Annotated in this window: 21 protein-coding genes and 1 other RNA gene; 19 read left to right on the plus strand and 3 right to left on the minus strand. The window is 73.3% G+C overall.

What is annotated here, in order from left to right; translation table 11 throughout:
• The first annotated feature begins 145 nt into the window (after window positions 1-145).
• The 8 genes from ACZ34W_RS21335 to ACZ34W_RS21370 all read left to right on the plus strand — a co-directional run bounded on the left by ACZ34W_RS21335 (window position 146) and on the right by ACZ34W_RS21370 (window position 7039).
• Window positions 146-1501 carry an ATP-binding protein gene (locus ACZ34W_RS21335; RefSeq protein ID WP_465606209.1) on the plus strand — a complete coding sequence of 452 codons (1356 nt, stop codon included), beginning with the start codon at window positions 146-148 and terminating at the stop codon, window positions 1499-1501.
• Window positions 1498-1899 carry a roadblock/LC7 domain-containing protein gene (locus ACZ34W_RS21340; RefSeq protein WP_329487893.1) on the plus strand — a complete coding sequence of 134 codons (402 nt, stop codon included), beginning with the start codon at window positions 1498-1500 and terminating at the stop codon, window positions 1897-1899. Before ACZ34W_RS21335 ends, ACZ34W_RS21340 begins: the two co-directional genes overlap by 4 nt.
• Entirely contained in the window at window positions 1896-2270 is a 375-nt protein-coding gene (locus ACZ34W_RS21345) for a DUF742 domain-containing protein (protein ID WP_329487892.1), read from the plus strand. Before ACZ34W_RS21340 ends, ACZ34W_RS21345 begins: the two co-directional genes overlap by 4 nt.
• On the plus strand, window positions 2245-2835 hold the full coding sequence (locus ACZ34W_RS21350; RefSeq protein ID WP_329487891.1) for a GTP-binding protein: 591 nt from the start codon (window positions 2245-2247) through the stop codon (window positions 2833-2835). Before ACZ34W_RS21345 ends, ACZ34W_RS21350 begins: the two co-directional genes overlap by 26 nt.
• A 75-nt stretch (window positions 2836-2910) precedes the next feature.
• On the plus strand, window positions 2911-4305 hold the full coding sequence (locus ACZ34W_RS21355; protein WP_465606212.1) for a cytochrome P450 family protein: 1395 nt from the start codon (window positions 2911-2913) through the stop codon (window positions 4303-4305).
• Window positions 4306-4603: 298 nt separating this feature from the next.
• Window positions 4604-5737: a cytochrome P450 gene (locus ACZ34W_RS21360; protein WP_329492117.1), complete on the plus strand. Its 1134-nt coding sequence runs from the start codon at window positions 4604-4606 to the stop codon at window positions 5735-5737.
• Window positions 5734-6660 (plus strand): enoyl-CoA hydratase/isomerase family protein, encoded by a 927-nt coding sequence (locus ACZ34W_RS21365; RefSeq protein ID WP_465606214.1) that lies wholly within the window; start codon window positions 5734-5736, stop codon window positions 6658-6660. The genes ACZ34W_RS21360 and ACZ34W_RS21365 overlap by 4 nt, the downstream gene beginning before the upstream one ends.
• Window positions 6661-6676: 16 nt before the next feature.
• A complete protein-coding gene (locus ACZ34W_RS21370; protein WP_465606216.1) occupies window positions 6677-7039 on the plus strand; it encodes a hypothetical protein in 363 nt (120 codons plus the stop codon).
• 62 nt (window positions 7040-7101) lie between these two features.
• Here the strand turns inward: ACZ34W_RS21370 and ACZ34W_RS21375 are convergent, their stop codons facing one another.
• Complete coding sequence (locus tag ACZ34W_RS21375; protein ID WP_465606217.1) at window positions 7102-9978, minus strand: FtsK/SpoIIIE domain-containing protein; 2877 nt, start codon at window positions 9976-9978, stop codon at window positions 7102-7104.
• 413 nt (window positions 9979-10391) lie between these two features.
• Here ACZ34W_RS21375 and ACZ34W_RS21380 point away from each other — a divergent pair, with 413 nt between their 5' ends.
• The 3 genes from ACZ34W_RS21380 to prfB all read left to right on the plus strand — a co-directional run bounded on the left by ACZ34W_RS21380 (window position 10392) and on the right by prfB (window position 14942).
• Entirely contained in the window at window positions 10392-12299 is a 1908-nt protein-coding gene (locus ACZ34W_RS21380; protein ID WP_465606219.1) for a serine/threonine-protein kinase, read from the plus strand.
• A 213-nt stretch (window positions 12300-12512) separates the two neighbouring features.
• A complete protein-coding gene (locus ACZ34W_RS21385; protein WP_329487885.1) occupies window positions 12513-13772 on the plus strand; it encodes a serine/threonine-protein kinase in 1260 nt (419 codons plus the stop codon).
• Between the two features lie 57 nt (window positions 13773-13829).
• Complete coding sequence (gene prfB / locus ACZ34W_RS21390) at window positions 13830-14942, plus strand: peptide chain release factor 2 (RefSeq protein WP_329487884.1); 1113 nt, start codon at window positions 13830-13832, stop codon at window positions 14940-14942.
• Window positions 14943-15005: 63 nt separating this feature from the next.
• Here the strand turns inward: prfB and ACZ34W_RS21395 are convergent, their stop codons facing one another.
• Window positions 15006-15200 (minus strand): hypothetical protein, encoded by a 195-nt coding sequence (locus ACZ34W_RS21395; RefSeq protein WP_380575627.1) that lies wholly within the window; start codon window positions 15198-15200, stop codon window positions 15006-15008.
• A gap of 349 nt (window positions 15201-15549) precedes the next feature.
• Here ACZ34W_RS21395 and ftsE point away from each other — a divergent pair, with 349 nt between their 5' ends.
• The 8 genes from ftsE to ACZ34W_RS21435 all read left to right on the plus strand — a co-directional run bounded on the left by ftsE (window position 15550) and on the right by ACZ34W_RS21435 (window position 24635).
• The gene (gene ftsE / locus ACZ34W_RS21400; protein ID WP_329487882.1) at window positions 15550-16239 is read left to right on the plus strand and encodes a cell division ATP-binding protein FtsE; all 690 of its coding nucleotides are present in this window, start codon (window positions 15550-15552) and stop codon (window positions 16237-16239) included.
• 60 nt (window positions 16240-16299) lie between these two features.
• Complete coding sequence (ftsX, locus tag ACZ34W_RS21405; protein WP_329487881.1) at window positions 16300-17211, plus strand: permease-like cell division protein FtsX; 912 nt, start codon at window positions 16300-16302, stop codon at window positions 17209-17211.
• A 113-nt stretch (window positions 17212-17324) separates the two neighbouring features.
• A complete protein-coding gene (locus tag ACZ34W_RS21410; protein ID WP_465606223.1) occupies window positions 17325-18467 on the plus strand; it encodes a S41 family peptidase in 1143 nt (380 codons plus the stop codon).
• Between the two features lie 58 nt (window positions 18468-18525).
• Entirely contained in the window at window positions 18526-19002 is a 477-nt protein-coding gene (gene smpB / locus ACZ34W_RS21415; protein ID WP_329487879.1) for an SsrA-binding protein SmpB, read from the plus strand.
• Between the two features lie 110 nt (window positions 19003-19112).
• Window positions 19113-19494, plus strand: a transfer-messenger RNA (tmRNA) gene (gene ssrA, locus ACZ34W_RS21420).
• Between the two features lie 246 nt (window positions 19495-19740).
• Entirely contained in the window at window positions 19741-22044 is a 2304-nt protein-coding gene (locus tag ACZ34W_RS21425; RefSeq protein WP_465606400.1) for a HelD family protein, read from the plus strand.
• Window positions 22045-22373: 329 nt separating this feature from the next.
• Complete coding sequence (locus ACZ34W_RS21430) at window positions 22374-23846, plus strand: NAD-dependent malic enzyme (protein ID WP_465606225.1); 1473 nt, start codon at window positions 22374-22376, stop codon at window positions 23844-23846.
• Between the two features lie 507 nt (window positions 23847-24353).
• Window positions 24354-24635, plus strand: a complete 282-nt coding sequence (locus ACZ34W_RS21435; RefSeq protein WP_030059737.1) for an HU family DNA-binding protein — start codon at window positions 24354-24356, stop codon at window positions 24633-24635.
• A gap of 93 nt (window positions 24636-24728) precedes the next feature.
• Here the strand turns inward: ACZ34W_RS21435 and murA are convergent, their stop codons facing one another.
• Window positions 24729-26069: a UDP-N-acetylglucosamine 1-carboxyvinyltransferase gene (gene murA / locus ACZ34W_RS21440; RefSeq protein WP_329487877.1), complete on the minus strand. Its 1341-nt coding sequence runs from the start codon at window positions 26067-26069 to the stop codon at window positions 24729-24731.
• Window positions 26070-26333: the final 264 nt, after the last annotated feature.

The raw sequence follows: 26333 nt of genomic DNA on the forward strand, positions 1-26333 counted from the left end.
AGGCGTTGCCGCAGGTCCGTGCCGGAAGAGCTCCACCGACGTGCTGGAACAACAGGTGTCTTTCGGCGGGGAGCAGGCCGCCAGTCCCACCCGCGCAGGGCGGTCCGGACCAGTTCCTGACGCGATGCCACCTGAAGAGAGTTTCATGACGTCATTTGTGCAGGAACCCTTTTTCTGGGTCTCCATCGTGGTGATGCTCGTAGTAGTCGGGGTCTCCCTCCAAGCCCGCAGGACGAACCTCTCCCTGCGCAGGCGAAACGTTTCCCTTGAGGAGGCGGCCGCCCAGGCGCAGCGGCAGCGCGACGAACTCGGCGCGCTGAACTCGCGCCTGCAGAGCCAGCACGCGGCCGTGCTGGCGGAGGTCCGCCGGGACGCCGAGGAGGACACCAAGGCCGTCCTCAAGGCGGCGATGCGGACCCTGCAGGGTCTGGCCGACGAGCAGCAGGTCGTCATCGACAAGGTCCAGCGCAAGTACGGCGACAGCCCGCAGATCCTCGCCGACCTGATGCTGATCGACCACACCAACAGCCAGTTCGGCCGGCGCGCCCAGGGCATCGCGGTGCTCTGCGGCGGCTGGCTGGGCCGCCGGGAGACCGTCGCCTCGATCTACGACGTGGCCCGCAGCGCCCAGGGCCGGATCCGGCACTTCGACCGGGTGCAGATCCACTCCCGGGTCAGCGTCTCGCTGGTCAGCAAGGTCGTCGAGCCGGTCGCCGTCGTGCTGGCCGAGCTGCTGGCCAACGCCACCAACTACTCCGCGCCGGACACCCCGGTGGAGATCAGCGTCCAGGCCGTCCCGACCGGGGTCTGCCTGATCATCGACGACGCCGGCCTCGGCATGGGGCAGGAGGAGAAGGACCGCGCCGCCGCGCTCCTGAACCCCGGTGCGCCGATCAGCCTCACCGGCCTCGGCAACCCCCCGAAGTTCGGCTTCGCCGTCTCCGGCATGCTGGCCGCCCGCTACGGCTTCCGGGTCTCGGTCGACTCGGTCTCCCCGTACGGCGGGGTGCGGGCCGTGGTGCTGCTGCCCGCCGAACTGCTCAGCAGCGAGGTCGCGCCCCCGGCGGCCGCCGGCCACGGCGACTACAGCGGTGCCTACCAGGGCGCCCAGCAGAACGCGTACCAGGGCGAGTACGACGGCGCCCAGCAGAGCACGTACCCGAGCACGTACCAGGGTGAGTACCAGGGGGAGCCGGTGGAGCAGCCCGTACCGGCCCGGGCGCAGCGGCTCGCGTCGCTGCCCGAGCCCGTTCCGGCCGCCCTCGCCCAGGTCGCCCCGGCCGCGGCGCAGGCGGTCCCGGAGATGACGGCGGACGGACGGCTGCCCAGGCGCCGCCGCCAGCGCACTGTCTCGGTGGTCCCGCACCCGCAGGACTCCGGCCGCGTCGACGAGCCGGTGCCGAGCACCGGCCAGGAGACGGCGTCCCGCCTCGGCGCGTTCCAGCGCGGGACGCTGTCCGGGCGCAACACCATGACCACGGAAGGAACCGAGATCCAGTGAGCCCTGATCTGACCTGGGTGCTCAACGACGTGCTGCAGGTGCGCGGTGCCCGGCACGCCATTCTCGTCTCCGCCGACGGCCTCCTGCTCGAACGGTCCAGCGAGATCGGCCGCGACGAGGCGGAGACCAACGCCGCCGCGATGAGTTCGATGCAGTCGCTGAGCCGCGCGGTGGCCCCGTTCGTCGGCGGCAACGGCGGGACGTGGCGCCAGACGCTCCTGGAGTACGACCACGGCTGGATCTTCCTGATCGCGGCCGGCAGTGGCGCCTACCTCGCGGCCTCCACCGCCTCCGACGTGGACATGGAAGCGATGTCCTTCCGGATGCAGCAGCAGGTGGGCGCGCTCGGACGGGCCATGACAGCGGCGCCGCGCCAGAGCACACACAGCGGCTCATGACGGTTCCCGGCGAGGAGCAGCGGGTTGCCAGCGGATTCATCCGCTCCTATGTCATCACCGGCGGCCGTGAGCTGCCGAGTGCGGACGACCTGTCCCTGATCACCCTGGTCACCGTCGCTCCCGAGCAGGGCCTCCCGGCCCGGCCGAGCCCGGAGACCACGGCGATCTGGGAACTGTGCTCCGGCGGCTACCTCTCGGTGGCCGAGGTCGCGGCCCACCTGGTGCTCCCGGTGGGGGTGGTCCGGCTGCTGCTGACGGACCTGATCCGCGAGGGGCGGCTGCTGCGCCGGGCGGCCCCGCCACCGGCCCAGGCCCCGGATCCGAGACTTCTAGAGAAGGTACTGCATGGACTTCAACGCCGGTTCGCCTGAGGACATCTACGTCCCGGGCGGGGTGACGACCGCCGTCAAGATCCTGGTCGTGGGCCACTTCGCGGTCGGCAAGACCACGCTCATCGGCGCCCTGTCGGAGATCGCCCCGCTGAGCACCGAGGAGAAGATGACGCAGGCGTCCACCGGCGTCGACGACCTCCGGGGCGCACCGGACAAGAAGACCACGACCGTGGCCCTGGACTTCGGCCGGCTGACGCTCGGCGACGACCTGGTGCTGTACCTGTTCGGCACGCCGGGCCAGCAGCGCTTCATGCAGCTCTGGGAGGACATGGCGCGGGGGGCGCTGGGAGCGCTGCTGCTGACCGACCCGACCCGGCTCACGGACACCTTCCCCGTCATCGACCTGATCGAGCAGTACGGCCTGGAGTACGCCGTGGCGGTCAACAGCTTCGACCGGCAGAGCGACTACACCGAGGACGAGCTGCGCGAGGCGCTCGACCTGCTGCCGCACACGCCGGTGGTGTTCTGCGACGCCCGCGACCAGCGGTCGTCGGCCGACGCGCTGCTGACCCTCGTCCGGCACCTGCTCGAACGCGCCTCCTGACCCTTCCCCGTCACCGCCCCCCGTCACCGCCTCCCGGGGCCGCACCCGCCCGGGGCCATTTCCGAGGAACGACCCATGGAATCTCCGCAGCGCTCCGCCCCGCAGTCGCCGCCCCCGGGCTGCCCGATGCACGGGGGCCCGACCCCGCTGTACGGGGAGATGTTCTCGTCCGACCCCGAGGCGGTCTACGACGCGCTGCGCGCGCACGGCCCCGTCGCGCCCGTGGAGTTGTCGCCCGGTGTGGACGCCACGCTGGTGACCTCGCACGAGGTCGCCCTGCGGGTGCTGCAGAACCCGGGGCTGTTCGCCCGGGACTCCCGGCGGTGGTCGGCGCTGAAGGAGGGGCGGGTGCCGATGGACAGCCCCGTCCTGCCGATGATGTTCTACCGGCCCAACTGCCTGTTCACGGACGGCACCGAGCACCTCCGGCTGCGCAAGGCCGTCACCGAGAGCCTGGAGCGGCTCAACGACAACCGGCTCAACCGGCACGTCGAGCGGATCGCCGGCTACCTGATCGACCAGTTCAGCCCGCTGGGCCGGGCCGACCTGATCAACGACTACGCCAAGCTGCTGCCGCTGCTGCTGTTCAACCAGCTCTTCGGCTGCCCGGCCGACATCGGCGACCGGCTGACCCGCAGCATGTCCGCGCTCTTCGACGGGCTGGACGTGCTCCAGGCCAACGAGGAGCTGAACGCCTGCCTGATGGACCTGGTCGCGCTGAAACGCCGCCAGCCCGGCGACGACATCACCTCGTGGCTCGTCCAGCACCCGGCCGGGCTGCGCGACGAGGAGCTCAAGGACCAGCTGGTCATGCTGATGGGCGCCGGGGTCGAGCCCGAGCGCAACCTGATAGGCAACGCGCTGCTCCTGCTGCTGTCCGGTGACGCCGGCTCCGGGATGCGCATCGAGGACGCCCTCGACGACGTGCTGTGGAACAACCCGCCGATCGCCAACTACGCGACGCACTTCCCGATGCAGGACGTCGAGGTGGGCGGGGTCCGGATGCCCGCGGACAGCCCGGTGGTGATCAGCTTCGCCGCCGCCAACACCGACCCGGCGCTGACCGACGCCCGACTGACCCTCAGCAAGGGCGCTCACCTGGCCTGGGGCGCCGGCCCGCACGCCTGCCCGGCCAAGTCGCCGGCCCAGCTGATCGCGCTGACCGCGATCGAGTGCCTGCTCAACGCGCTCCCGGACGTCACGCTCGCGGTGCCCGCGCAGAGCGTGGGCTGGCGGCCGGGCCCGTTCCAGCGCGGACTGGTCTCGCTGCCGGTGCGGTTCAGCCCGGCGCCCGTCCGCCCCCCGGTGGCGGGCACGGGAGCCGGCCTCGGTGGCCCGCCCGTCGGCCAGGCCGCCGCCAACGGGACGCCGCACCCGCCGTCCGCCACCGCCGCGGCGCCCGCCGCGGGCCGGGCCCCGGCCAAGCAGAAGGGGTGGTGGAGCTCCTTCCTGGACGTCTTCCGGCTCTGACCGGGACGGCGCGGGGGACCGGACGACCGCTCAGCGGTGCACGTGGTCCGGTGACTTCGCGCATGTGACGGGGGCAACTCCGTTCGACGCTTGAGCGTGCTCCCGGTGGGTAGGTCGCCGCCGTACTGCCCGCCAGCGCAAGGAGCCCCGTGTGACCGCCATGATGGAAGCCCGCCCCGGGACGCCGGAGTGCCGTGCTGGAACCGTCGACCGCCGCGCCGCCGTGCCGTTGCTACGGCGGCTGCGGTCGGCGGAGGGGCTGGCCGATCCGTTCCCGATCTACGACGAGCTGCGGGCCATGGGCGATCTCGTGCCGGCGCCGTGGGGCGGGTACCTGGTCACCGGTTACGACGCGTGCGACCAGGTCCTGCGGGGCAGGAACTGGCTCGTCCCCGACCTGGCCTGGCAGGGGCGGCAGACCGAGACCGAGCGCTGGCAGGCCGTCGCCACCCAGGAGATGAGCCGGACCCTCCACCGGCTCAACGCCCCCGTCCACACCCGGCAGCGGCAGGGCCTCGGGAACCTCTTCGGCCGCCACACCCTCCAGGCCCTGGCGCCGGAGATCGAGGCCGACGTCACCGAACTGCTCGACCGGCTGGCCGAGCGAATACGCGTGGACGGCGAGGCGGACCTGGCCTCATTGGTCGGCGACCGGCTCCCGATCAACACCATCGGGCGCTGGCTGGACCTTCCGCCGGAGGACTACGCGCACATCCTGGAGATCACCCACAACCAGGTGCACGCCCAGGAACTCCTGCCCACCAAGAGCCAGTTGGCGATCTCCGAAGCGGCCACCCTGCACCTGCGCCGGTACTTCACCGACCTCGTCCAGGAGCGTCGTGCCCATCCGGGCGACGACGTGGTGTCCGGCTGGATCCGCACCTGGGACGCGCTGGAGTCGGACCGCGAAGCCACCGACCGGACCGTCTACGAGCTCACCATGTTCGTCACCATCGCGTCGCTGGAGGCCACGGCGGCGTCGCTCTCCCTGATGGTGTGGTCGCTGCTCCGGTCCCCGGGCACCTGGGACTGGCTGCGGGCCCGGCCGGAGCACATCGACGACGCGGTCGAGGAGGCGCTGCGCTACGACCCGCCGGTCCGCCTCAACAGCCGGGTGGCGGGGGAGGACACGGAGCTGGCCGGGGTTTCCATTCCCAAGGACACCATGGTCCACGTGATGTACGGCGCGGCCAACCGCGACCCGCGCCGCAATCCGGCTCCGCACACCTTCGACGTCCTCCGCAAGGGCTCCCACATCGCCTTCGGCGGGGGCGCCCACTACTGCCTCGGCGCGGCCCTGGCCCGGCTGGAGGCGCGCACCCTGCTGGGGCAGCTGCTGCGGCGCTTCCCGACCCTGCGGGTGGTGGGCCAGCCCGAGTTCGCACCCCGGATGGTCTTCCACCGGGTGATGTCCTTGAGAGTGGCGGCATGAACGTTTCCTCCGAGGCGATCCCGTACCCTCCGTACCCCCTCCAGCCGCCGGCGCCGCCCGGGCGGGCCCCCGCGGGCGAGGCGGCCCATGACCGCGCCGCGTACGAGGCGGGCGATCCGGAGCCCGCCGGTTCCCACGCCCCGGCGCCCCGCGCCGTCCACGCCGAGCGCCGGGGCGCGGTGCTGTACGTCGAGCTGGACAGCCCCGAGACCGGCAACGCCGTCACCGAGGCCGTGCTGCGCGACCTCCTCGCCGTGCTGGCCGCGCCGGACCCGGCCGTCCGCGCCGTGGTGCTGTCCGGCGCCGGTCCGGACTTCTGCCTCGGCGGCGACCGGGACGAGTTCGCCGACTCGCTCGGCGCGGACCCCACGGGTGGCGGCATCCGCACCGCCGGCACCCTGGCCCGCCAGGTCTGCGCGGCCCTCACCGACAGCCCGGCCGTCACCATCGCGCGGGTCCAGGGCCGGGCGATCGGCGCCGGCTTCGCGCTGGCCCTCGCCTGTGACCTGCGGGTCGGCGCCGACACGGCCGCCTTCCGGCTTCCCGAACTCGCCCTCGGCCTGCCCGTCGCGTGGGGCGGCCTGCTGCCCCGACTGCTGCACGAGGTGGGCGCGGCCCGGGCTCGCGAGATCATCCTCACCGGCCGCCCGGTCGGTGCCGCCGAGGCGTACGACCTCTCCATCCTCCAGCGGGTCGTCCCCGAGGAGGAGCTGGACGTGGCGGTGGCCGAGTGGGTCAGGCCCGTGACGCGCCGCCCCGAAGCCGCGCTGCGGGTCACCAAGACGCTGCTCAACTCCCACGCGGCGGCGACCAGGCTGGCCGACACCTCCGTCCTGGACGCGGAGTTGATGGCCGCCGTCCTCGCCGGCGCCCACTACGCCCGCGGGACCGGCGCTCCTCTTCCTGAGCCGCCGTCCTCCTGAGCCGCCGTCCGAGCGGATGAAGGCCAACCAGGGGACGCTCGAACAGCTGGCCAAGGCCACCGACGAGCTGAAGGTCGCGCGGGCGACCCGCGACGCCGCGTTCCTGGCCACCGGCCGGGCCGGGTTCGGCCCGGAGGGTCTGCGCGAGCTGGTGGCCCCGGCGGGCGCCCGGACCGCCGAGGGCATCGGGGCCGGTTCGACGGTCGAGGCGCTCAGGGAGGCCTACGGCGACAAGGGGCTGGAGCTGGCCAGGAGCGGCAAGTTCGAGATGCCGGTCGAGGGCGGCCGGGGCACGCAGGGCTGGAAGGACGAGTTCACCCTGGACGGTGACAAGGTCGGCGGCCTGGCCGTGGCGAACCGCGGCATGTACTGCTCCTGAGCACCCGCGCGCCGGACGACCGGGGCGGGGCGGACCGGCGACCGGTCCGCCCTGCCGCCGTGTCAGTGCGTGGCCGCCCGCTGGAGCGCGCTCGCCAGCAGGGCGAGGTCGGTCGGGCCGTTGCCGAGCTCGCGCACCGGCCGGCGGGCCGGCGGGGCACCGAGCTGGAGCGGGTCTATCGCGACCACCGTCGGCCGCAGGGTGGCGGTCCGCGGGATGCGGCCGCTGATCCGGGCGCTCTGGAACGCGGTGACACCGCCGTCCGGCAGCCGCAGATAGCCGCGGCCGGGGGTGTCCTCGCCCAGGGCGGCGGCGTCACCGAGGTGGATCAGCAGGTCCGAGTCGGCCGGGTCGTCGGTGCGCAGCGCGATCCGCAGCAGCGCGGCCTCGTCGACCTCGGTGCCGGCGCTCTCCTCGGGGCGGCCGGTGGTGACGGCGAGGTGGACGCCGAGCGGGCCGCCGCGGCGGGCGACGGCCGCGAGGGCGCGGGCCAGGGGCCGGCCGGCCGGGGAGGTCGGGGCGAGCAGGGCGTCGTAGTCGTCCACCACGACGACCAGCCGGGCGGGCACCACAGGGGCCGGGGCGGCGGCGGACCGGGGGGAGTCGCCGCTGCGGGGGTGGATGATCCTGGCGGTGGTCGCCGGCGCCGTGGTGCCGGCGGCGCCGACCGCGGCGGGTACCGGGACGGCCGGCCGCCCCGCTTCCAGGCCCCGGGCGTCGTCCTGCCCGCGCTCGCCGTCCAGGCCCCGCTCGCCGTCCAAGATGCGGGCCGCGTGCCAGGAGGCGAAGTCCAGGCCGTCGAACAGCCGCTCCCGCAGGGCGAGTTCGTCCTCCAGTGCCTCCGCCGCGAGCAGTGCGGCGCGCGGGTCGGTGGCGGCGTTGACCAGCCCGGTGACGTGCGGCAGTTCGGTACAGCCGTCCAGGCCCTCCTCCGTCGCCCGGCCCTCGATGAGGGAGACGGCCAGCCGCTCGGGCCGCTCGGAGACGGCCAGCGAGGCGACCAGGGTGCGCAGCAGCTCGGTCTTGCCCGAGCCGCGCGCGCCGCCGATGAGCAGGTGCGGGCCGCCCGGGTCGGGCGAGGGCAGGGCGAGCTCGGGGTCGGCGAGGTCGAGGGTGCAGAGCTCGTCGCGGGTGGTGCCCAGCAGGGCGGTGGCGGCGCCGATGCCGCTGGCGTGCGCGGCCCAGCGGGCCGAGAGCTTGGCCGGGGTGACGGTGTCGAGCTGCAGCAGGTCGAGCAGGCGCAGCGCGTCGGGCAGCGGGCCGCGGGCGGCGGGGACGGCCTCGCGCAGCGGGGCGAGGACGCGGGCCAGCCGTTCGGCCCAGACGTCGGAGACGGCGTCCAGCGAGACCTCGTGCAGCGTCTCGCGGCCCCGGGCGACCGGCCGGTCGAGGGAGAGCTGGGTGCCGACCTCGCCGGTGATCAGGGCGGTGGCGCCGACGCCGCGCGGCAGCAGCTCGGGCTGTTCGGCGAGGCAGATCGGGAAGATGCCGACGGCCGGGCCCTGGCGCAGCAGCAGGTCGAGGGCCTGCCGGGCGGCGTCGCCGGGCGGGCGGCCGTCGACCACGACCACGGTGGCGGGGTGGCCGCCGAGCCCGACCGGGCCGCTGAGCCGGGCGGTGAGCTCGGCGAGGCGGGCGGTGGCCTGCTCGTCGTCGAGGCCGATCAGCAGCCGGCAGTCCTGGCCGTCGACGGGGCGCAGGTGCGGCAGCCACAGCGCCCAGGCCCAGGTGTCGACGCGGTCCTGCGCGGGCCGCGCCGGGTCGGCGTCGACCACGACGAGGCTGAGGCCGGTGGGCGGGTGCAGGGCGGCCAGCTGGGCGACGACCGCGCGGGTGAGGGCGTCCAGCCGCTCGCGCGGGCCGCTGAGGCCGAGGCTGCCGGCGGTCTGCAGGTCGAGGGTGACCGGGACGGCGGGCAGCAGCGTGCCGGGGGTGGTGCCGGGCCCGCCGGGCCGGTCGGCGGTGCCGAGGCGCAGGGTGAGCGCGTCGGGGTGGCCGGGGCCGCGCTCCCAGAGCCGCGGGCCCGGGCCGAGGGCGTTGAGCAGCAGGGTGGCGAGGTCGGGCCAGCGCTCGCGCTGGGCGGCGGCCTGCCGGGTGCGGACGGCGGCGTGGTGGCGCTCGGCGCTCTCCTGGCCGGGCGGCTCGGCGCCGGCGCGGCCGAGCCGGAGCGAGAGCAGGCCCCGGCCGCGGCCGGGGGCGGGCTCGGGCACGGCGGGCGGTTCGGCCACCGGCGGCGCGGGCCGCGCGGGGGCGGGCGCGGCGAGCTGGAGGTGGCCGTTGCCGTCGGGCAGCGCAGCGCGGGCGGGCGCGCCCGGGCCGGACCCGGGATCCGGCGGGGTGACCCGCAGGGTGGACTCGCCGATCCGGAGCAGGGCGCCGCCCTCCAGCGGGACGGCCTCCTCGGGCGGTCCGGGCGGGACGATCCGGCCGTCCAGGGTGGTGCCGTTGGTGGAGCCGAGGTCCCGCACGGTGACCCGGCCGTCCTCCCCGAGGTGCAGCGCGAGGTGGAGGCGGGAGACGTCGGGGTCGTCGAGCGGGACGTCGGCCTCGCCGGAGCGGCCGACCCGGATCTCCCGGCCGTGCAGGCGGTGCACGCCGCCGGCGTCGGGGCCGCCGACCACCCGCAGCTCGGCGGCGGCCGGGCCGTCGTCCGGGTCGTCGGCGGTCGGGTCGGGCTCGTTGAGGCTGAGGACGGCGCCGTCGAGCAGCGGGGGGTGGCCGAGCAGGGTGTGCTCGTCCACCCGGTGCGCCCCGGCGTACAGGTGTACATGGGTGGCGGCTCGTGGGCCGCGCACGCCCACGGCGCCCGCGAGGGCGCCCGCGAGGGAGCCGAGCGCGGTGCCGACGGGCGCGGTGACCAGCACGTCCACGTAGGGGATGGCGGAGCCGGCGGCTGCCGGGCCGCTGCGCGGTCGGAGGACGGTCAGCCGGATCTGCATCTCGCCCGCGGTCCCTTCTGCTGGTGCTGACGCCTGGTGCTGACGCTTGCTGCCCGGGCTGCCTGCGGTGGACGCCCCTGCGGGCGGCTGCGACGACGGTGGGCCACAAGAGTGGCGACTGTCATCCTGCCATCCGTCACCGACAGTCCGCGCACGGTACCGGATTTGACGATCTTGCGATCATCGCCATGGTGGGGGCGACGGAGGGTCAGGTCAACCGTCCCCCCGAACGCCCCGCCCGCCGGCCTCGGGGACCCCCCTAGGGGATGTCCCCCAGACCCGTCCGGAACCCTCGCCGGTCGCCCCGAAAACGTGAACGGACCCGGTTAGAGTGGCCGCAACACGGGCCCGGCAGGCTCACCGCACCTGCGGAGGAGCGCCCCGCGCGGGCGGCACGGCGAGGAGTGCGACAGGTGCGGCCAGTCGGCAGCAAGTATCTGCTTGAGGAGACCCTCGGACGGGGGGCCACCGGCACCGTCTGGCGCGGACGGGTCCGCGCGGATGTCGCGGTGCCCGGCAGCGAGCCCGGGCAGCCGGTGGCGATCAAGGTGCTGCGCGAGGAGCTCGCGGCCGACCCCGACGTGGTGATGCGCTTCCTGCGCGAGCGCTCGCTGCTGCTGCGGCTGACCCACCCCAACATCGTCAAGGTCCGCGACCTGGTGGTCGAGGGTGAGCTGCTGGCCCTGGTGATGGACCTGATCGAGGGCCCCGACCTGGCCCGCTACCTGCGCGGCAACGGCCCGTTCAGCCCGATCGCCGGCGCCCTGCTGATGGCCCAGGTCGCCGACGCGCTGGCGGCCAGCCACGCCGACGGCGTCGTCCACCGCGACCTCAAGCCGGCCAACGTGCTGCTCGCCTCCAGCGTGGTGGACGGCACCGAGCAGATGCACCCGATGCTGACCGACTTCGGCATCGCCCGCCTCGCCGACTCTCCCGGCATCACCCGCACCCACGAGTTCGTCGGCACTCCGGCGTACGTCGCGCCCGAGTCCGCCGAGGGCCGCCCGCAGACCTCCGCGGTGGACGTCTACGGCGCCGGGATCATGCTGTACGAGCTGGTCACCGGCCGCCAGCCGTTCCAGGGCGACGGCCCGCTGCAGATCCTCCAGGCGCACCTCGCCCAGGAGCCGCAGCGGCCCTCCACCATGCCCGACCCGCTCTGGACGGTGATCGAGCGCTGCCTGCGCAAGGACCCGGCGCAGCGGCCGAGCGCCGTCGCGCTGGCCCGCGCGCTGCGGGTGGTCGCGGCCGGGGTCGGCGTGCACGCCTCCCCGGCGGCGGTGGACGCGGCGCTCGCGGTGGGCGCGCTGCTGCTGCCGGACCCGCAGCCGGCCGCCGTGCCGGGCAACCCGCCGGGCGTCCTCCCCGACGCCGCCGCGGGCGGGCCGGGTACGGAGGACCGGACCCAGGTGCTGCCGGCCGGCCAGCCGGGCGGGCAGCACTACGACCCGGCCGCCGCGACCCGGGTGATGGGCACCCAGCCGCCGCCGGCCGCCCCGTACGGCGCCGCGGACCGCACCCAGGTGATGCCGCCCACCCCGCCGGGACCGCCGCAGCCGGAGGCGCCGCACCCCTGGCAGAGCCAGCTGCGCGCCGCCCGCGACCGCAACCAGCAGACCGAGATCGGCTACTTCGACCCGGCGGACTTCGAGGCTCCGCCGGTCGCCCCGCCGCCGTACCAGGCCCGACCGGGCGGCCGGGCCGACCAGGGCGGCCAGGGCGGCCAGGGCGGCCAGGGCGGCCAGGGTGGTCAGCCCCGGCCGCAGGGCTACCCCCAGCAGCCGCCGCCGCGCGGCTACCAGCAGGCCCCGCCGCCCGGCTACGCCCAGCGGCCGCCGGTGGCCCCGCCGCCCTACCAGGCGGGGCAGGGGGGCCAGGCCCCCGGCGGCCGCCCGCAGCCGCCGGGCGGCTACAACCAGGCCCCGCAGCACAACCAGGCCCCGCAGCCCTACGGGCAGCAGCAGCCGCAGGCCGGCCCGCCCGGCGGCTACCAGGCCCCGCCGCCGCCCGCGCCGCAGCGCCGGGCGGAGCCGCCCGCCCCGCAGCGGCGGGAGCCCCCGCAGCGCCGCGAGGCACCGCCGGAGCCCGCCCGGCGGGAGGCCGCGCCGGCCCGCGAGCCGCGCCGGCGCAGCCGCAACCGGATGTACATCCCGGGCCTCGGCTGCCTCAAGGGCTGTCTGATGGTGCTGCTGGTGCTGGCCGTGGCGGCGGTGGCGCTGTGGAACTTCACACCGCTCCCGCAGTACTGGGCCGACGTCCAGGACTGGTTCAGCAGTGCGAGCGACTGGGTGAGCAATATCGTCGGCAGCTCCAAGAACTGACCGCGGGGGCCCGGCGCCGCGCCAGGGGCCGGGCCCGGCGGCAACATTGACGCTTTATCGACAATCCACGAGATTTCTCGCCCGTCAGTGCCCGCCGAGCGCCCTCAGGCGGCCCGCGAAGGGCGTTCGGGCGCGTAGGTTGGTCGCTGTTGTCCCGCCCCACCGAGCGCACCGGACCCTCCCCCGCGCGCTCCCGCCGCCCACGGAGCAGCATTGGCACGCAAGATCGGCAGCCGCTACACCGTCCACCAGGTGATCGGCCGGGGTTCCGCCGGGACGGTCTGGCTCGGTGAGGGCCCGGACGGCCCGGTCGCGGTCAAGCTGCTGCGCGAGGACCTCGCCGCCGACCAGGTCCTGGTCGGCCGCTTCGTCCAGGAGCGCGCCGCGCTGACCAGCCTCGACCACCCCCGGGTGGTCGGCGTGCGCGACATGGTGGTCGACGGCAGCGACCTCGCCCTGGTGATGGAGCTGGTCCAGGGCACCGACCTGCGCTCCCGGCTGGAGCGCGACGGCGCGCTCGCCCCGCAGACCGCCGTCTCGGTCATCGCCGACGTCGCCGACGGCCTGGCCGCCGCGCACGCCGCCGGCATCGTCCACCGCGACGTCAAGCCGGAGAACGTCCTGCTCGACCTCGCCGCCGCGCCCGGCCCCGGCGGCGCCCCGCGCGCCAAGCTGACCGACTTCGGCGTGGCCCGCCTGGTCGACGCCCCGCGCCGGACCCGCGCCACCCGGATCATCGGCACCCCCGACTACCTCGCCCCCGAGATCATCGAGGGCCTGGAGCCGCGCGCCGCCGTCGACATCTACGCGCTCGCCACCGTGCTCTACGAGCTGCTGGCCGGTTCCACCCCGTTCGGCGGCGGCCACACCGGCGCCGTGCTGCGCCGCCACGTCACCGAGCAGGTGCCGCCCGTCCCCGGGCTGCCCGACGGCCTCTGGCGGATCATCGCCGAGTGCCTGGCCAAGGCCCCGGCCTCCCGGCTGCGCGCCGCCGAGCTGGCCGCCCGGCTCCGCGAGCAGCTGCCCGCGCTGGCCGGACTGCCGGTGCTCGCCGTCCCGCAGCAGGGCCGGACCCCGGCCGAGGAGCAGCTGACCCCCGGCGAGGCGGTGTACGCCGAGGTGGACGCCGCCCCCGGCGCCCACAAGCGCCGCCGCGGCCCGGCCGTCCCGCTGGTGCCCGGGGTCGCCCCCGACTCCACCCGGGACACCCACACCAGCCTGCGCCGCCCCTCCGCGCAGGAGCTGGCCTCCTACGCCGCCGAGTCCCGGGCGCAGCGCACCGCCCCGGGCGCCACCCACCGCCGGGACCGCCAGGCCCTGCTGCGCCGCCGCCGGCTGCTGGCCGTCCTGCTGGCCACCGTGCTGCTGCTGGCCGGTGCGGCCGCCGCCTGGACGGCCTTCGCCGCCACCGCGCCGGAGGGCGGGCAGGCGCCCCGTCCGGCCGTCCACTCCGCGCCGCCGCGGGCCCCGTAGGAGGCCCGGCGACCCCGGTGTCGCCAGGTGCCCCCCCGGAACCATTACCCTGGGTGCGTGGCAGCCGTCGATCCTTCCGAAGAGCTCAAGAACCTCGACACGACCATGGGGTCGATCGAGGCAGTCCTCGACCTGGACAAGATCCGGGCCGACATCGCGCGTCTGGAGGAGGAGGCAGCCGCCCCCGACCTGTGGGACGACCTCGCGAACGCGCAGAAGGTGACCAGCCGGCTCTCCTTCCTCCAGGGTGAACTGCGCCGCGTCGAAGGCCTGCGCAGCCGCATCGACGACCTGGGCGTCCTGTTCGAGCTCGCCGAGGCCGAGGACGACGCGGACACCCGCGTCGAGGCCGAGCAGGAGCTCGGGGTCGTCATGAAGGCGGTCGAGGAGCTGGAGGTCCGCACCCTCCTGTCCGGCGAGTACGACGCCCGCGAGGCGCTGATCAACATCCGCGCCGAGGCCGGTGGCGTGGACGCCGCCGACTTCGCCGAGCAGCTGATGCGGATGTACCTGCGCTGGGCCGAGCGGCACGGGTACCCCACCGAGGTGTACGACACCTCGTACGCGGAGGAGGCCGGCATCAAGTCCGCGACCTTCACCGTCAAGGCGCCCTACGCCTACGGCACCCTCTCGGTCGAGCAGGGCACCCACCGCCTGGTCCGCATCTCGCCCTTCGACAACCAGGGCCGCCGGCAGACCTCCTTCGCCGGTGTCGAGGTGCTCCCCGTCGTCGAGCAGTCCGACCACGTCGACATCGACGAGTCCGAGCTGCGGATCGACGTCTACCGCGCGTCCGGCCCCGGCGGCCAGGGCGTCAACACCACCGACTCGGCGGTGCGCATCACGCACCTCCCGACCGGCGTCGTGGTCTCCTGCCAGAACGAGCGCTCGCAGATCCAGAACAAGGCGTCCGCGATGAACGTCCTCCAGGCCAAGCTGCTGGAGCGGCGGCGCCAGGAGGAGCGGGCGGCCATGGACGCGCTGAAGGACAGCGGCAGCTCCTGGGGCAACCAGATGCGCTCCTACGTGCTGCACCCGTACCAGATGGTGAAGGACGTCCGCACCGAGTACGAGGTCGGCAACCCGCAGGGCGTGCTGGACGGCGACATCGACGGCTTCATCGAGGCCGGCATCCGCTGGCGCAAGCAGCGCGAGACCGCCGCGAACTGAGCGTGAACGACGGAAGGCCCCCGACGGATCCCCGTCGGGGGCCTTCCGGCTGTCCGTCGTGGCTCAGGCCAGCGCCTGCCGGGCGATCAGTGCCACCGCGATCAGCCCGGCCAGCAGGGCCAGCAGCATCACGGGGGAGAGCGTGGCGAACGGACCCTGCTGCTCCTGCAGCCGGGCCCGGTTGGCGCGGCACACGGGGCAGCGGCCATCGCTCACGCGGCCGTTGCAGTTGGCGCACACCAGATGGTCGCAGGTCATGCGATCTCCTCCTCGCTGCTACTGCCAACGCACCGGACGGGGCTTTGGTTCCTGTTCTTGCCCTGTGCGGGGGAGTGGCCGGCCCCGGCCACCACCTCCACTCTGCCAGGTTCCGACCGTTCCGGCCCCCGGGCTGTGAGATGCCTCCAAATTTTCCGGGCATAACCGGACATTGTCTCCCAAGATGAGGTTTCCGTCCCGGACCGGCCCTGCGAGCCGGACGCCGGTTCGCGTATGGTCCCAAGCCGGGAGCGGCCCTTTCCGCTCCCGCCGCCCGCCCCCGGGCCGGGCGCCCGGGGTGGACCGACCGAGGACTGGCGCCGCCTAGGATGGCCTCCGTGATGCAGCCGTGATCAGATTCGACAACGTCTCCAAGACCTATCCCAAGCAGAACCGTCCCGCCCTGGACAACGTCTCGCTGGAGATCGAGAAGGGTGAGTTCGTCTTCCTGGTCGGTTCGTCCGGCTCGGGCAAGTCCACCTTCCTGCGCCTGTGCCTGCGCGAGGAGCGCCCCAGCACCGGCGAGGTGCACGTGATGGGCAAGGACCTGGGCAAGCTGTCCAACTGGAAGGTGCCGCACATGCGCCGCCAGCTGGGCACCGTCTTCCAGGACTTCCGCCTGCTGCCCAACAAGACGGTCGCGCAGAACGTGGCCTTCGCCCTCGAAGTGATCGGCAAGCCCAAGAGCGCCATCAACAAGGTGGTGCCCGAGGTGCTGGACCTGGTCGGCCTCGGCGGCAAGGAGGACCGCATGCCGGGCGAGCTCTCCGGTGGTGAGCAGCAGCGCGTCGCGATCGCCCGGGCGTTCGTGAACCGCCCGATGCTGCTGATCGCGGACGAGCCCACCGGCAACCTCGACCCGCAGAACTCGGTCGGCATCATGAAGCTGCTGGACCGGATCAACCGCACCGGCACCACGGTGCTGATGGCCACGCACGACCAGGCCATCGTCGACCAGATGCGCAAGCGCGTCATCGAACTCGACAAGGGGCTGCTGGTCCGCGACCAGGCCCGCGGCGTCTACGGGTACCAGCACTGATCCCGTAGGCCGCCGGCCCGTCTCGCCCGACCAGCAACCGACCCTGGAGTTGTTACCCGCATGCGCGCCCAGTTCGTCCTGTCGGAGATCGGTGTGGGTCTCCGCCGCAACCTGACGATGACCATCGCGGTGGTCGTCAGTGTCGCGCTCTCCCTCGCCCTCGCCGGTGCCTCCCTGCTGGTTCGTGACCAGGTGAACTCCATGAAGGGGTACTGGTACGACAAGGTCGAGGTGAGCATCTACTTCTGCACCAAGGCGGATGCCCGCAACTCGCCGCAGTGCCAGGCGGGTGCGGCCACCGACCAGCAGATCGCCGACATCAAGACCCAGCTCGACAAGATGGACTCGGTCGTCCAGTCCTCCGTGTTCGAGGACTCCGCCGAGGCCTACAAGCACTGGAAGGAGATGAACCCGGACAACCCGCTCATCTCCGTCCTCGGGCCGGAGGCCATCCCGCAGTCCTGGCGGGTGAAGCTGAACGACCCGACCAAGTACGACGTCATCCAGAGCGCCTTCGCGGGCAAGCCCGGGGTGAAGTCGGTCGAGGACCAGCGCAAGATCCTGGAGAACCTGTTCGGCCTGCTGAACGGCCTCCAGACCGCGGCCTTCGTGATCATGGTGCTGATGCTCTTCGTCGCGTTGCTGCTGATCGTGAACACCGTCCGGGTGTCGGCGTTCAGCAGGCGGCGCGAGACCGGCATCATGCGCCTGGTCGGTGCCTCGAACTTCTACGTCCAGATGCCCTTCATCGCCGAGGCGGCGTTCGCCGCGCTGCTCGGCGCGGTGATGGCCTCCGGACTGCTGCTCGGCGGGCACTTCTTCGTCCACAGCTGGCTGGCCGAACGGGTGCAGTTCATCCACTTCATCGGGCTCGGTTCGGTGCTGGCGGTGATACCGCTGCTGGTGGTGGTCGGTATGGGCATGGCCGGCATCGCGGCGTTCTTCACCCTGCGCAAGTACCTCAAGGTCTGACCCCGCACGGCCCCGACGGCCCCGGACGGCACTGCGCCGTCCGGGGCCGTCGGGGTTTCGCCGTCGGCCGATCCGGCCCACCGCCCCGCACGCTGCGCCTACACTCCGATGCCATGCCAGAAACTCCGCGCAGAGCACGTCAGGTGGTCACCCTCAGCCTGGTGTTCGGCGCCGTGCTGCTGGCCGGGGCCGCGACCGGTGCCTGGGGCGACCCGGCCGCGCCGCACCCGCGCCCCTCCGGCGACGCGGCCCCGGCCGCCGTCGCCACGGTCGGGGCCGGCCAGGACCCGGCCGGCGCGACCCTCTCCGAGCAGCAGGCCGAGCACCTGATCGGCGCCACCGGCGACCGCTGGGGCGCCTACTACAGCGCGCGGGAGTACGCCGAGTTCAGCCAGGGCCTGGACGGCCGCTACCTCGGCGTGGGCCTCTCGGTCGGCCGGGGCCAGGACGGCGTCACCGCCGTCTCCCAGGTGCTGCCGGCCGGTCCGGCCGCCGCCGCCGGGATCGCGGTGGGCGACCGGCTGCTGACGATCGACGCGGACCAGGCCGACCGGCTGCCGGTCACCGAAGTGGTCGCCCGGCTGCGCGGCCGCGAGGGCGAGCGCCAGGCCGGCTCCGAGGTGACCCTGACCGTCCGGCGCGGCGATGGCGAGGTCCGCGAGGTCCGGCTGCGGCGGGCCCTGCTGGACAGTCAGCAGGTCGCGGTGGAGCGGCTGGACAAGGGGGTCGTGCGGATCACGGTGCGGGCCTTCACCAGCGGCGTCGCCGAGCAGGTGCGCGCCGCCGTGCACGGCGCCCACGGGGTGGTGCTCGACCTGCGGGGGAACTCCGGCGGCCTGGTCGAGGAGGCCGCCGGCACCGCCGCGGTCTTCCTGGACGGCGGTCCGGTCGGCTCCTACCAGGAGCGCGGCGGGACGCGCGAGCTGACCGCCCCGCCCGGCGGCGACCAGCGCACCCCGCTGGTGGTGCTGGTGGACGGCGGCACCATGAGCGCCGCCGAGCTGCTCACCGGCGCCCTCCAGGACCGCAGCCGGGCCGTCGTGGTGGGCGGCCGGACCTTCGGCAAGGGCACCGTCCAGCAGCCCAGCCGGCTGGCCGACGGCGCGGTGCTGGAGCTGACCGTCGGGCGCTACTACACCCCCGCCGGCCGCTCCCCGGAGGGCGTCGGCCTGGTGCCCGACGTGCCCGCGTCCGGCACCGAGGACGCCGGCGCGCTGGCCCTGCGGGTGCTCGCCGGCCTCGGCACCCGGACCTGAGGCACCGCGGGGAAAGGAGCTGCCCGCCACCGCGTCGAGGTGCGAGAATGGCGGCGCTATGGCAAAGGAAACCGGACACAAGCTGATCGCGCAGAACAAGAAGGCGCGACACGAGTACACCATCCTCGACACCTACGAGTGCGGTCTCGTGCTCACCGGCACCGAGGTCAAGTCACTGCGCGAGGGGCGGGCCAACCTGGTCGACGGCTATGCCTACATCCAGAACCACGAGGCCTGGATCGACAACGTCTTCATCCCCGAGTACACCCAGGGGACGTGGACCAACCACGCCGCGCGGCGCAAGCGCAAGCTGCTGCTGCACCGGCTGGAGATCCACAAGATCGAGGCGAAGGTCCGGGACGCGGGTCACACCCTGATCCCGCTCTCGCTGTACTTCAAGGACGGCCGGGTGAAGCTCGAACTGGCACTCGCCGTCGGCAAGAAGCTGTACGACAAGCGCCAGACGCTGCGGGAGAAGCAGGACACCCGCGAGACGGCCCGCGCCGTCGCCGCCGCCCGGCGGCGCCAGCAGTGACCCGGCGGCCACGTCGGAGTTAATCCGCTGGACCCTCGCAGGCCGCCTCGCGTAGTATGGCGCCAGCACCACGGACGGTTCGCCGTCCGAGTTGTTTCTCAACAAAACATGGGGATGATCGGTTTCGACAGGGGAAGTCGAAACAGGAGAAGCGAGCCGAGGAACGCGGCAATGATCTCGTTAACCATCTGTCGCAAACAAATAATCGCCAACTCTAAGCGCGATTCCCAGCAGTTCGCTCTCGCTGCCTAATAAGCACCGATAGCGCTTGGGTGTCAGACCGGGGAGTTCCCGACCCGGACCCTGGCATAATCTAGGGAACTCAACCGTCCACCCGGGCTGCGGGGGTGGAGGGGAAATCAAACAGCAGCTGGGCCTGTTGGCGGCTTGTCCGCGTGACCGCCAGGGCCGAGAAAATCACAGCGGACTGCGCTCGGAGAAGTCCTGAATCCACTCCACTGGACCCGGGTTCGATTCCCGGCATCTCCACCACCCCATGTTTGAAGATCGAAGGCCGCCCACCGCTCAGCGGGGGGCGGCCTTCGTGCGTCCCGGGTCCCGTCCGGAGCCTCCCGCGCCACATTCCGGCCCTGGTGCGGCGCGGGGGAGGGGTGGGGGCGTAGGATTTTCCGTCCGCTCGTTTCGCCGGGCCGGACCCCATCCATCGCAGGACGTACGTCAGGGGGCTTCTTGGGCGAGACCGGCTCCACCCAGTACTCCGCCGCAACCACCGAGGCCATGCAGAGCAACACGGACACCACCGCCGTCACCGATTCCGAGACCGTCCGCGAGCGCGAGATCGCCGGGGAACAGCGTCACCTCGACACGGTCTACCACCGCCTGGAGGAGAAGCTCGCCGAGGCCGAGTACATCCTGGAGGACGCCGCCAAGCGCGTGCAGGTCGGCACCCCCGGCGCGCTCGCCGAGCGCGACGCCCAGGTGTACCGAGCCGGCGCGCACCTCCAGCGGCTCAACAACGAATTCGAGGACTTCCTCTTCGGCCGGATCGACCTCCAGCAGGCCGATGCGCCGGAGGAGCACGGCATCCCCTCGGACACCCCGCTCGACCCGGCCGACCCGGCCGTCGCCGAGACCCTGCACATCGGCCGGCTCGGGGTGCTGGACGCCGAGTACGGCCCGCTGGTGATCGACTGGCGGGCGCCCGCGGCGGCGCCCTTCTACCGCGCCACGCCGCTGGAGCCGGGCCGGGTGGTCCGCCGCCGGGTGATCCGGTCCAAGGGCCGCCGGGTGATCGGGGTCGAGGACGACCTGCTCCGCCCCGACCTGACCCCCACCCTGGACGGCCGCGAGCTGGCCGTGGTCGGCGACGGCGCGCTGATGGCCTCGCTCGGCCGGGCCCGCAGCCACTCGATGCGCGACATCGTCTCGTCCATCCAGAAGGAGCAGGACGAGGTGATCCGCGCCGCCGCGGCCGGGGCCACCCTGGTCACCGGCGGCCCCGGCACCGGCAAGACCGCCGTCGCCCTGCACCGCGCCGCCTTCCTGCTCTACCAGGACCGCCGCCGCTACGCCGGGGGCATCCTGGTGGTCTCCCCGACCCCGCTGCTGGTCTCCTACACCGAGGGCGTGCTGCCCTCGCTCGGCGAGGAGGGGCAGGTCGCCGTCCGCGCGGTCGGCTCGCTGGTGGACGGCATCGAGGCGGGCACCTACGACACCCCGGAGGCGGCCCGGATCAAGGGCTCGGCCCGGATGACGCAGCTGCTGCGCCGGGCCGCCAGGGGCGCCCTGGAGCTGGGCGCGCCGCAGGAGCTCAAGGTGGTCGCCCGCGGCGAGGTGCTGCGGCTGGACGCCGGCCGGCTGAAGGCCGTCCGCGGCCACGTGATCGGCTCCGGCGGCACCCCGCTGAACCTGCTGCGCCCGCGCGCCCGCAGGCTGCTGCTGGACGCCCTCTGGCAGGAGCTCACCCGGCACCTGCCCAGGCCCGCCGACCACTACGCCCGCGAGCAGCGTCAGGAGGAGAAGGAGTCCTTCGACGACTACGTCTCGGACGAGGCGCCGTTCCTGGACTTCCTGGACGCCTGGTGGCCCGCGCTGACCCCGCGTCGGGTGCTCGCCACGCTGAAGCAGAGCCGGCACACCAACCGGATCGCCCGTCGCGCCGTCACCCCGGAGGAGGCCAGGGTGCTGGCCGGCTCCTGGCGGCACCTGTCCGAGCGCGGCGAGGGCGCGCTGTCGGCGCACGACGTCGCGCTGGTGGACGAGCTCCAGGTGCTGCTCGGCGAGGCGGCCCGCCCGAAGGTCCGCGAGGTGGACGCGGTGGACCTGCTGAGCGGGCTGGACGAGGTCACCACCTTCGCCGACCGCAGCTCCAGACAGCGGGAGAAGGTGCCGGTGGAGCGCACCGAGTACGCGCACATCATCGTGGACGAGGCGCAGGACCTCACCCCGATGCAGTGGCGGATGATCGGGCGCCGCGCCCGGATGGCCACCTGGACGATCGTCGGCGACCCGGCGCAGTCCTCCTGGCCGTTCCCGCAGGAGGCGCAGGCCGCGCTGGACGAGGTGCTGGCCGGCAAGCCGCGCCGGCGGTTCACGCTGACCGTGAACTACCGCAACCCCGCCGAGATCGCCGAGGTCGCGGCCAAGGTGCTGGCGCTGGCGGCCCCGGGCACGCCCTCGCCGAGCGCGGTGCGCCACGTCGGCGTGGAGCCGCGCTTCGCGGCCGTCACCGATCCGTCGCCCCGGGCCTTCGGCGCGGCGGCCCGGGCGGAGCTGGAGTGGCTGCTGGCGGAGGTGGACGGCACCGTGGCGGTCGTCGTGCCGATGGACCGGCGGGCCGAGGCGGCGGGCTGGATCGAGGGTCTGGGTGCCCGGGCGGTGGCCCTGGGCAGCCTGGAGGCCAAGGGCCTGGAGTACGACGCGACCGTGGTGGCCGACCCGACCGGGATCGCCGGCGAGTCGGAGGCCGGTCTGCGGGTGCTCTACGTGGCCCTCACCCGGGCGACCCAGCGGCTGACGGTGCTCTCCGGTCCGGACGACCTGCCGGACGCGGCCGGGGTGCCGGCGCTGCTGCACGGCTGACCGACCGTCGCGTGCCGCGGGCACGAAGAAGGCCCCTCACCGGTGGTGAGGGGCCTTCAGACGTTGATGACACCGACCCGCCATGCTCGCCTCGCGGCAAGTGGTCCCTCGAAGGGACGAAGGTTGGGCCCGGGGGCTTGGATCGAGCCGGTGTCCCGTCCAATGTAACGCATCTGCCCGGGGAGGCAAGAAGTTGTCGAGTCCGCACACTCAATGAACGTTATTTCTGGCTTCGCCCTGGTAGGTGCGACGATCGAGGTCTAGCATGCGCAGGCGAAGGGCTTCAACATTCTGTTGAAGCAGCTGACGGACGGAAGAAGGAAACGTCGATGGCGACGGTGCCCAGTGTCTCCAACTCGATCACGGTGCGGCTGGAGGTCCCGGCCAGGGGCAACGCCGTCAGTGCGATCACCACGGCGGTCGAGTCCTCCGGCGGCTCGGTCACCGGCCTCGACGTGACCGCCTCCGGCCTGGAGGCCCTGCGGATCGACGTGACGGTGGCCGCGTCCTCGGTCGCGCACGGCGAGGAGATCGTCGAGAAGCTCCGCACCATCGACGGCGTGTCGATCGGCAAGGTCTCGGACCGCACCTTCCTGATGCACCTCGGCGGCAAGATCGAGATGTCCTCGAAGCTCCCGATCCGCAACCGTGACGACCTGAGCATGATCTACACCCCGGGTGTCGCCCGGGTCTGCATGGCGATCGCCGAGAACCCCGAGGACGCCCGCCGCCTGACCATCAAGCGCAACAGCGTCGCCGTGGTCACCGACGGCTCCGCGGTGCTGGGCCTGGGCAACATCGGCCCGGCGGCCGCGCTGCCGGTGATGGAGGGCAAGGCGGCCCTGTTCAAGCGCTTCGCCGGCATCGACGCCTGGCCGATCTGCCTGGACACCCAGGACACCGACGAGATCGTGGCCATCGTCAAGGCGATCGCCCCCGGCTTCGCCGGCATCAACCTGGAGGACATCTCCGCGCCGCGCTGCTTCGAGATCGAGGCCCGGCTGCGCGAGGCCCTGGACATCCCGGTCTTCCACGACGACCAGCACGGCACCGCGATCGTGGTGCTGGCGGCGCTGACCAACGCGCTCAAGGTGGTCGGCAAGGAGATCGGCGACATCCGGGTGGTGATGTCGGGCGCCGGCGCCGCCGGCACCGCGATCCTCAAGCTGCTGCTGGCGGCCGGCGTCGAGCACGCCACCGTCGCGGACGTGCTGGGCGTGGTCCACCAGGGCCGTGAGGACCTCAACGACTCGCTGCGCTGGATCGCCGAGCACACCAACCGCTCGGGTCGCACCGGCAGCCTCAAGGAGGCCGTGGCGGGCGCCGACGTCTTCATCGGCGTCTCGGCCCCGAACGTGCTGGACGGCGACGACCTGGCCACCATGGCCGAGGACGCGATCGTCTTCGCGCTGGCCAACCCGGACCCGGAGGTCGACCCGGCGATCGCCCGCCAGACCGCCGCGGTGGTCGCCACCGGCCGCAGCGACTTCCCGAACCAGATCAACAACGTGCTGGTCTTCCCGGGTGTCTTCCGCGGCCTGCTGGACGCGCAGAGCCGGACCGTCAACACCGAGATGATGATCGCCGCCGCCCGCGCGCTGGCCACCACCGTCGCGGACGACGAGCTGAACGCCAACTACATCATCCCGAGCGTCTTCCACAAGGACGTCGCCAAGACCGTGGCCGCCGCAGTCCGGGACGCCGCCCTGGCCGGCCCCCTGGAGGAGCAGGCGCCGTCCCGGCCGACCCCGGGCATCGTCGGCACGCTCGACACCTCGTCCTTCCCCGTCTTCAAGCTCTGATGGCGGTACGCGACAGGTGTCGCGGATCGGTCAAATGACCGATTAGCGTCCTTACCCGCCCAAGTCCGCCCCGAACCCTTGCGACACAAGGGCGAGGGGCGTGTTTGGGCTTGTCGGGCCTAGGGCGTACGGTAGCCCTGCACGGGGCAGGCGTGTCCGACAAGTACGGAACGTCCCCCTGGTCTTCCGGCGCGTCGTCCCGACCGCCGCCCGCGCCCGGTCCGCCGGAGCCGACGGAGCGTCACACCTCCGGCGGGCGGGCTTTGTTCGGGTGGCACGGCCGGGGCCCGATTGGCTTTCTCGGGGCCGGTCGGGGCAGGATTCGTATCCAGGCAGGCAGACGGGCCGTCGACGGCACCGACCGCGGCACAGGGCGCGAACCCGGCCTGCGACCACGCATTGCCTGAATGAGCACTGTGTGCGGACCTGCGGCCTGTCCGGGTGCCCCCGGAGGGGAGCACCGATGGGCCCCCGCACACCGCAAGCGAACAGACCACAGGAGTACACATGAACCGCAGTGAGCTGGTGGCCGCGCTGTCCGAGCGCGCCGAGGTGACCCGCAAGGACGCCGACGCCGTTCTGGCCGCCTTCGCCGAGATCGTCGGCGAGGTCGTCGCCAAGGGCGACGAGAAGGTCACCATCCCCGGTTTCCTGACCTTCGAGCGCACCCACCGCGCTGCCCGCACCGCCCGCAACCCGCAGACCGGTGAGCCGATCCAGATCGCGGCCGGCTACAGCGCCAAGGTGAGCGCGGGCTCCAAGCTCAAGGAAGCCGCCAAGGGCGCCTGAGCAACCCCTTGAACGCCGAGAGGCCGGGTTCCCTTCGGGGAGCCCGGCCTCTCGCCGTGCGGCCGGGCTCCCCGAAGGGAACCCGGCCCAGGATCAGGCGGTGACCAGCCGCTCGTTGGGCAGCTCGACGTGGGCGCCCAGGTCGCGCAGCTTCTCCATGAAGTTCTCGTAGCCGCGGTTGATCAGGTCGATGCCGTGGACGGTCGAGGTGCCCTCGGCCGCCAGCGCCGCGATCAGGTACGAGAAGCCGCCGCGCAGGTCCGGGATGACCAGCTCGGAGCCCATCAGCTTGGACGGGCCGGAGACGACCGCGGAGTGCAGGAAGTTGCGGGCGCCGAAGCGGCACGGGGTGGCGCCCAGGCACTCGCGGTAGAGCTGGATGTGCGCGCCCATCTGGTTCAGCGCCCCGGTGAAGCCCAGTCGCGACTCGTACACCGTCTCGTGCACGATGGACAGGCCGGTCGCCTGGGTCAACGCGACGACCAGCGGCTGCTGCCAGTCGGTCTGGAAGCCGGGGTGCACGTCGGTCTCCAGAGCGATCGCCTTGAGCTCGCCGCCCGGGTGCCAGAACCGGATGCCCTCGTCGTCCACCTCGAAGGCGCCACCGACCTTACGGAAGGTGTTGAGGAAGGTCATCATCTCCAGCTGGCGGGCGCCGCGGACGTAGATGTCGCCCTTGGTGGCCAGCGCCGCGCAGGCCCAGGAGGCGGACTCCAGGCGGTCCGGCAGGGCGCGGTGGTTGTAGCCGGAGAGCTCGTCCACGCCGGTGATCAGGATCGTCCGGTCGGTGCCCATGGTGATGATCGCGCCCATCTTCTGCAGCACGCAGATGAGGTCGACGATCTCGGGCTCCACGGCCGCGTTGCGCAGCTCGGTGACGCCCTCGCAGAGGACGGCGGTGAGCAGCACCTGCTCGGTCGCGCCGACCGAGGGGTAGGGCAGCTCGATCCGGGTGCCGCGCAGGCGCTGCGGGGCCACCAGGTAGGTGCCCTGCGGGTGCTTCTCGATGCTGGCGCCGAACTGGCGCAGCACCTCGAAGTGGAAGTCGACCGGGCGGCCGCCGATGTCGCAGCCGCCGAGGCCGGGGATGAAGGCGTGGCCGAGGCGGTGCAGCAGCGGGCCGCAGAAGAGGATCGGGATGCGCGAGGAGCCGGCGTGCGCGTCGATGTCGGCGACGTTGGCACTCTCCACGTGGGAGGGGTCGAGGATCAGCTCGCCGTCCTCGTCACCGGTGCGCACGGTGACCCCGTGCAGCTGGAGCAGGCCGCGGACCACCTTGACGTCGCGGATGTCCGGGACGTTGCGCAGTCTGCTGGGGCCCTGCCCGAGGAGGGCGGCGACCATGGCCTTGGGGACCAGGTTCTTCGCACCGCGGACGCGGATCTCGCCTTCGAGCGGGTTTCCGCCGTGGACCAGCAGGACGTCGTCGGTCATCGTTCTCGCAATCCGGGGTGCCAGAGGAGTGGGTGCGGCTCCGGGTGGGAGCCGGGCGGTGGACCGGTCGTGCGGGCGCGCTCGGGCCCCCGGCGTGACCGAGTCGGCACCGCATAAGGGCGTCCACCATCAGTAGATGGTAGTAGGCGTATCGGTGGTTCCCGTCTGCCTCTCCCGTGATGGTGCTCCCGTCCGGGGGTGTCGCGCCCGCCGGTGCGTCCGTACGGGTGTTCGCGCCGCCGTCCGCGGCGGGTGGCGGGCGCT

This window comes from Kitasatospora sp. NPDC022856, assembly GCF_055561235.1.